General features: G+C 67.4%; 6 protein-coding genes. 2 read left to right on the top strand and 4 right to left on the bottom strand.

What is annotated here, in order from left to right:
* Positions 1-208: 208 nt before the first annotated feature.
* Entirely contained in the window at positions 209-952 is a 744-nt protein-coding gene (locus tag ACFU8W_RS51880; protein ID WP_384052804.1) for a sigma factor, read from the bottom strand.
* 12 nt (positions 953-964) lie between these two features.
* Entirely contained in the window at positions 965-2,596 is a 1,632-nt protein-coding gene (locus ACFU8W_RS51875) for a recombinase family protein (RefSeq protein ID WP_384052803.1), read from the bottom strand.
* A gap of 45 nt (positions 2,597-2,641) precedes the next feature.
* Between ACFU8W_RS51875 and ACFU8W_RS51870 the strand changes: the two genes are divergently transcribed.
* A complete protein-coding gene (locus tag ACFU8W_RS51870; RefSeq protein ID WP_384052802.1) occupies positions 2,642-2,974 on the top strand; it encodes an antibiotic biosynthesis monooxygenase family protein in 333 nt (110 codons plus the stop codon).
* A 522-nt stretch (positions 2,975-3,496) separates the two neighbouring features.
* On the opposite strand, the gene ACFU8W_RS51865 is transcribed toward ACFU8W_RS51870, so the two are convergent.
* Positions 3,497-4,333: a helix-turn-helix domain-containing protein gene (locus ACFU8W_RS51865; RefSeq protein ID WP_384052801.1), complete on the bottom strand. Its 837-nt coding sequence runs from the start codon at positions 4,331-4,333 to the stop codon at positions 3,497-3,499.
* Between the two features lie 112 nt (positions 4,334-4,445).
* Between ACFU8W_RS51865 and ACFU8W_RS51860 the strand changes: the two genes are divergently transcribed.
* A complete protein-coding gene (locus tag ACFU8W_RS51860; protein WP_384052800.1) occupies positions 4,446-5,042 on the top strand; it encodes an NADPH-dependent FMN reductase in 597 nt (198 codons plus the stop codon).
* Between the two features lie 476 nt (positions 5,043-5,518).
* On the opposite strand, the gene ACFU8W_RS51855 is transcribed toward ACFU8W_RS51860, so the two are convergent.
* Positions 5,519-5,713, bottom strand: coding sequence for a hypothetical protein (locus ACFU8W_RS51855; RefSeq protein ID WP_384052799.1), 195 nt, complete (start codon positions 5,711-5,713; stop codon positions 5,519-5,521).
* Between the last annotated feature and the right edge of the window lie 369 nt (positions 5,714-6,082).

The raw sequence follows: 6,082 nt of genomic DNA, 5'->3' as shown, positions 1-6,082 counted from the left end.
CGAGAGCTCCAGACCCTGCTCGCGGTCTGGACCGGCGCCTGCCCCACCTGCCACCGCGACATACCAGCACCAAGACGCACCTGACCAAGCCCTACTAGCTAGCACTGGAAAGTCAGCAGATTGAGGCTGGGGCATCTATGGGAGCGGATGTGCTGGCGTTGCCCGGTCACGGATGGATGGAGTCTTAGCAAGCGGCTTGTTTCGTGGCCTACTTGGTTCGGTGGAGATAGCCGATTGAATCGCAGGCTTCATCTGGGTCTGCGGTCGGGCACATCGAGGGATCGTCTTCGTCGCCGAAGAGGTAAGTGTCCACCCTGCAGTCGTCGGCCGAGAAAGTCAGGGACAGCACGGTGCCGCGTGAAGCGGTCTCGTCAGCGCTGGTCTCGGAGTGGAACGCCCACCTGCCGGACGACAGGTCCGAAGGGTGGCTGCAGTCAGACGCGACGGGCAACTTGTCGAAGTTTTCGCTGGTGAAGGTGTGATCCGCGTGGAAGGTCAAGGATGTCCCCGCCTCACTGGCCCATCGCCCCGCAAGCTGATCCGCCGAGATCTCGGTTGCGTAGATTGCCGCAGCCCAGCCGCACGACGTCAGTGCGATCGCCACCGCCGTGAAGGCAGCCGACCGCAAGATCTGTCGGACCACGCAGATCCCTCCCCCCACACGCACGGGCAGCCGCCCGCGACCAGGCCCCATTGGCTTGCCCCACACTATATTGAACGCGCTCAAAACGGCTCCCTGGAGCCTGGCGTCCACCGTGGCGTACACGAACGTCTCCGGGCGGGCCCCTTGGCTGGCGTCGTAACGACCCAGGGCATCCCAGGCAGCGATACGGGCCACTTGGGCGAACTCATCCGCCAGATACGTGAGTTGGGGCCCGCTGGTCACACGTCTTGCCGCACGGAGCGCCAACGTGCGGAGCATGGGCTCCAGGGAGCGGAGCTGGGTGTCCATCACGGGCTCCTCCTACGCATCGCTGAGGGTGGCCCAGTGCACGGTGACCCGCTCCGTGGTGTTGGCGTTGCGGCCCCGTCCCACCGACTTGGCTACAGCGATCCGGTCCACGAAGAACCCGAGGAAGCTACGGCGCCGTTCCAGGCTCCACCGCCCCCACGTCGACTCCGGCCCCAGCGGGTCGCCTTCCGGCCCCGTCCACTCCGCTGGGATCTTCAACGTGCCTTCCTCAGCGGTGCCCAGCTCCTCCACTCGCCCGGCCGTGCGGGCCTCATGGGCCGTCAGCCGCTCCACGGACTCACGGAACATCTCCGTGCCGACGACACCGGCGTACAGACCCGCCTGGCGGTCCTGGTAGAGGGTCTTGAGAGCCTCCCTCACATGTTCCAACTCAGCGCGTGCAGCGGCCAGTTCAGCCTGTCGCTCACCTGTGTCTGTCTGCGCTGCGAACCGGCGTGCGGCCTCAGCAAGCCACCCCAGGTCATCCGGGTCCTCGGGGTCCATCGTGGTGAGTCGTGCCCACACACGCCCTGCCACCACCTCATCGGCGGCCTCCATGTTGATGGCCAGGCCACCGTGCCCTGGTACGGCGCCGGACTGGGCCCGGTTACAGCGGTAGAGGGGCTTGCCGTTTCGCTTGTCCGTGACCATGGACGACCCGCAGACCCCGCAGAACAGGAGCCCAGCGGAGCCCAGGAGTGAGGGGACCGCCCGGCCGCCCTGGCGGACCACCTCAGGTGTCCGGCCGTCCAGGACGTTCTGGAGCCTCCACCAGTCGTCTGCCGACACGAGGGCCTCGTGGGCTTCCAGCGGGGCTCCCTGGTCGTCCCGGAGGATGACCCGCTTGGTGCCCTTGCGCTCCGCCGCGTAGCCAGCAAGACGGGGGTCCGGGAGGATGCGCAGCACGGTGGATGACACCCACGTGGTCCGCTCCAGCGGCTTGCTTACGCCCCGGGCCCGTCGGGCGTTCACACGCGCTTCCATGTCGGCCGCCTTGGTTGGCACACCGTCCTCATTGAGCTTCCTGGCGATGGACGAGGCGGACATGCCGTTGAGGGCCCAGGAGACCATCTGGCGGACGTGAGGGGCCTCCACCGGGTCCGGGACGAGCTTGACCACGACCAACTCCCCGCGAGGCTCACGGGTCGACTGGAACCCGAACGGGGCCATGCCGGAGACGTGGGAGCCAGCGGCGCGCAAGGTCTCCTTGGTGGCCGTGATGTAGGCCGACTTGAGGTCGCTCTCCTGCTGGGCCAGTGCAGCAATGAGACCAAAAATCGCCACGCCCATCGGGGTGGACGTGTCCAGGTACGGCTCCTCCACGGAGACCAGGAGGACGCCGTGCTTGGCCAGCTCCTGGTTGATCAGCATCGCCTCAAGGGCACCCTGGCGGGTGAGCCGCGAGAGGCTGAAGACAACTACTGCGTCCACGTGGCCGGCGCGAACGGCAGCCATCATCTCCTCGAACTCCGGCCGGACGACCTTGGGGTCCCAGCCGGATTTGCCGACGTCGGCAAAGTGGCCAGCGTTGTCCCAGCCCTTGGCCGTAATCAGTGCCTCGCACTTGGTTCGCTGAGCCTCGGGGGACGACGCGCTGTCATCCTCACGCCGCTTTGACTGCCGGATGTAGGAGACTGCGCGCACGTGGTCCAGGCTAACGGGGCCGGATCTCTTGTTGAGAGGTGTCATGTGCCTAGTGTGGTAAAGATCAACGTACTGACCGTCCCCGCCGAGCAGCGGGAGACGCTGGAGAAACGCTTCGCATCCCGTGCCCATGCGGTAGAGAGTTCCGACGGGTTCGAGTGGTTCGAACTCCTCCGGCCCGTCGAAGGCACCGACAACTACCTCGTCTACACGCGGTGGCGTGACGAGGACTCCTTCCAAGCCTGGATGGAGGGCCCCATGAAGGCCGCCCACCAGGGCAGCGGCACACAGAGCGACGAACGCCCCAAGCCGGCGGCAAGCGGGTCCACACTGTGGTCCTTCGAGGTCGTGCAGCAAGCGGCGCCGACAAGCGCGTAGACAGGTCGTCGCGCAAACAGCTTCGGTATGGCAAGTGAGCCCCTTTGCCGACCAGCACGGCCGGATGCGCGAAAGAGTGCCGGCCGATCCTCGGGATCCTTGCCTTCCTGCGACTCGACGTGCTCCGCCTGCAGTCGGCGGACTGCCTCTTCCCTCGAGGTCCCACGTCGGGCCATGACGGCGGTCAGAGCGCAGGACGCAGGGCGGGAGCCGGACATTGGCCTCGGTATGACCGGCTCCCTTCTGATCCCCGGATGCGCCGCGCCTCCGGAGCAGTGCGCTCCGGAGGCATGTCACCGAGGGAGAACCGTGACTCCTCCACCCTCTGAGCGGGGTTGCTTCTCGCTATGCCGGTTGGGCTTCGCGACGGGCCAACCCGCCCCCGTAGAACGTCCAGGGCGCAGCGCGTCGAGCAGCGGCAGGCCGTGATCGGGGGCCTGGCGCGCGACGCTCGATCGAATGACCTGCTGGGCGACGGCTCCTCCGCCGCTCAGTGAGTCAGCATGGCCTGTCCTGGCTGTGCTACGAGATGGCCCGGAGCTGTCCGTGAGGCCGGTGGCGGAGTTGCTCGACGGCCTGGGCCGTCCTCTCGCCCGCAGGGAGGAAGACGACCAGTTGTTGTGCGTCCGCGGACAGATCGAGCGTCTCGCGGAGCAGCTCGAGTCGGCACCCGGAGGGGTGGTTGAGCCGGAGGACTCCGCGTTGCGGAACCACGTGACGGTTCAGGCGTCGTGTGAAGTCGAGGCCGGCGATGGGCGCGAGTTCCGCGGTGAACCACTCGGAGTTGTCGACGGATGGTGCGAGCCACAGGTCGAAGGCCTGCTCGTCCGCGACATCGTCCCAGTCGGTGAAGAACGTCCGCGCACGGGCGTCGGTGAAGACGTAGCGGGTGAGGTTCGGGGTGTCGGCGTCGAGCAGTCCGGTTCCGCTCGTCACCGCCTCGAACGCACTGGTGCGGGCGAGGACGTCGCCCAGCCGGTTGGTCACCATGGCGATACCCGGTTCCAGGACGCGGAGAGTCTCCAGGACGGAGGGGCGGACGTCGCGGCGCGGTGGTGCGGGCTGGGCGTGACCGGAGCATGCGCCGGCGGTGATCTTCGAGAGGTAGCGCACGTGGTTGCGCTCCGAGGGGTCGAGGCTGAGCGCATCCGCGAGCGAGTTCACCACCGCTATCGAGGGATTGCGGTCGCGGCCCTGTTCGATGCGGGTCAGGTATTCGATGCTGATGCCGGCCCGCGCGGCGAGATCCGAGCGCCGAAGGCCCGGTGAGCGGCGGCGGCCGCGATCCGGCAGTCCCAGCGATTCCGGCTGGATGCTGTCCCGCTTGGCCCGGATGAAGTCCCCCAACGGCGTACCCATGCACTGAGGATACGGCGCTGCCCACAGATCGCGGAGTGCTCAGGGTGGCCCTGCGGGGGCCAGCCTGAGCACGGTCTGGCTGCGGCCAGGGCGCAGCTGGATCGTGGTGGGCATGGACAACGACACGTACAAGCTGGTGGTCATCGTCGGAAGCGTCAGGGAAGGGCGGTTCGGCCCGGTTGTGGCCTCGTGGGTCGCCGAACAGGCAGGCATTCACGGAGGTTTCGATGTGGACGTGGTCGATCTGGCCGAGATCGACATCCCGCTGTCACTGCCTGCGGCATCGCCGAAAATCGCCGGTGACGGGTACCCCCGTCCGGCCGGGATGGAGGCACTGACATCGGCGCTGGAGGGTGCGGATGCGTTCATCATCGTCACGCCGGAGTACAACCACAGCTACCCCGCTTCGTTGAAGGCGGCCATCGACTGGCACTTCACCCAGTGGACGGCCAAGCCCGTCGCCTTCGTCAGCTACGGCGGCGCGGCGGGCGGGCGGCATGCGGTGCTGCACCTGGAGAACGTGCTGACCGAATTGCACGCAGTGACGATTCGCGATGGTCTTGCCTTCCCGAAATACTTCACGGAGTGGCAGGACGGTCGTCCGCTCGACTCCGAAGCCCCCGGATACGCCAAGACAGTGCTCGACCAGTTGGCCTGGTGGGCGGGCGCACTCCGCTCGGCACGCGAAGCCGCGCCCTACCCGGCATGAACGCGGCGACGGCGGAACGTCCCAACCGCTGCCGGAAACCTGCCGCCAGCCGCCCGGCTATGCCCAGCAGGGCATGGTGGGTGGTGTCGTAGGACTGCCATGGGGTGGGTTGTCGGCAGGTGGGGCAGGTGCCGGTCCAGGTGTCCAGGAGGTGCCGCTGAAGGTCCAGCCCCCTTCAAGCAGCAGCGTTTGTCCGCCGGTTCGGCAGCAATTGGCCATCTTGAGGTTCGTGATCACGGTAGATGACGTGACGTCAAGTCCTGATCTTGGTGGCGGACAGGCTGCTGCCTTGTACGGCGTTGTAGCGGTCTCCGGCCTTTCGTCGGCGGTCGTAGTGGGCTCTGGTGCCTGGTGACTTCGTCAGAGACGAGAAGGCCCAGACGTAGCCGACGGCAGCCAGACGCTGTCCTTTTGACCTTGCGGCCCAAAACCGCGCAGCTCATACCGCCGGCCCGGGTGACCCGCGCACTCCCTGCCTATGCCTTCAGCGATCCGGCGCTTGCGAACCGGGACCGGTCGTCACCGATCCCGGCCAGGACCCGGGCTCCGGACAAGGAGGCCGGGCCCGGAAAGCTGGTGACGACCGACGCGTCGGGATGGTCGTCGAAAGCGTCGGTGCAGGCGGCTTCGAGCTGATCGGCGTTCTGGCAGGCCGCGTCCAGCTGCCGCACGAGGCCGCTGGTCTTGATGGCCGAAGGCCGCTTCGACGTGGAGGAGGTGGTGCACGTAGTCGCGCTGGAAGACCTCGTGCAGCCTCTCGGTGCTCGCCGAAGGCGGCGAGGATCGCCGGATAGAACTCGCGCAGCTGCGAGCGGAGCCTGTTCTGCGCCTGGCGCCGGTCCCAGACCGCGCCCTGCTGGGCTCGTGCAGGACGGCGATGGCCTGGGCCAGTCCCGTGACGGCGGACCTGGACCGTTGTCATCGATCCCGGCGGCAGGTGTCGGTGGGGTGGATGAGGGGTCCCCCATTCGGCCCGCAGTGGTTGCTGGTGCGCGTAGTTGGAGGTGGGCTGTCAGTACGCCTGGCGATCGTCGCGGGCG

The organism is Streptomyces sp. NPDC057565 (genome assembly GCF_042801455.1).
GTDB lineage: Bacteria > Actinomycetota > Actinomycetes > Streptomycetales > Streptomycetaceae > Streptomyces > Streptomyces yanii.
Note: the sequence above shows the minus strand (reverse complement) of the source record. Positions and strands in the feature narration are given on the sequence as shown.